This window comes from Paenibacillus sp. MER 180 (assembly GCF_023713665.1).
Taxonomy (GTDB): Bacteria; Bacillota; Bacilli; order Paenibacillales; family Paenibacillaceae; genus Paenibacillus_B; species Paenibacillus_B suaedae.
Genome location: NZ_JAMAVT010000066.1, coordinates 1 through 506, shown reverse-complemented (window position 1 = coordinate 506; position 506 = coordinate 1). Strand labels below are relative to the sequence as shown.

At 53.6% G+C, this 506-nt stretch carries 4 tRNA genes; all 4 read left to right on the top strand.

Annotated features, from left to right (window positions below):
* Positions 1–32: 32 nt before the first annotated feature.
* The 4 genes from M3661_RS29855 to M3661_RS29840 all read left to right on the top strand — a co-directional run bounded on the left by M3661_RS29855 (position 33) and on the right by M3661_RS29840 (position 459).
* A tRNA-Ser gene (locus M3661_RS29855) sits at positions 33–125 on the top strand.
* Between the two features lie 7 nt (positions 126–132).
* Positions 133–207, top strand: a tRNA-Glu gene (locus tag M3661_RS29850).
* A 94-nt stretch (positions 208–301) separates the two neighbouring features.
* Positions 302–377, top strand: a tRNA-Val gene (locus M3661_RS29845).
* A 6-nt stretch (positions 378–383) separates the two neighbouring features.
* Positions 384–459: transfer RNA gene (locus M3661_RS29840), tRNA-Met, on the top strand.
* The last annotated feature ends 47 nt before the right edge of the window (positions 460–506 follow it).

Below are 506 nucleotides of genomic sequence, written 5' to 3'. Positions count from 1 at the left end.
GTCACAGGTTCGAGTCCTGTTCGGGGAGCCATGGAGAGATGTCCGAGTTTGGTCGAAGGAGCACGATTGGAAATCGTGTAGGCGCCACAAGCGTCTCGAGGGTTCGAATCCCTCTCTCTCCGCCAGTAATTAGGCCCGTTGGTCAAGGGGTTAAGACACCTCCCTTTCACGGAGGTAACAGGGGTTCGAATCCCCTACGGGTCACCATTACAACTTCTCAACTGGTAAAAATTGAGGGTTGAACAAGTTGAAGAAGTTTGATAAGATATAAGAGTCGCTGGTGAAACGACGACAATAACATGGACGCTTAGCTCAGCTGGGAGAGCATCTGCCTTACAAGCAGAGGGTCGGCGGTTCGATCCCGTCAGCGTCCACCATTATATCGCGGGGTGGAGCAGTTGGTAGCTCGTCGGGCTCATAACCCGAAGGTCGCAGGTTCAAGTCCTGCCCCCGCAACCAAATATGGAGCTGTGGTGTAGAGGCCTAACATGCCTGCCTGTCACGCA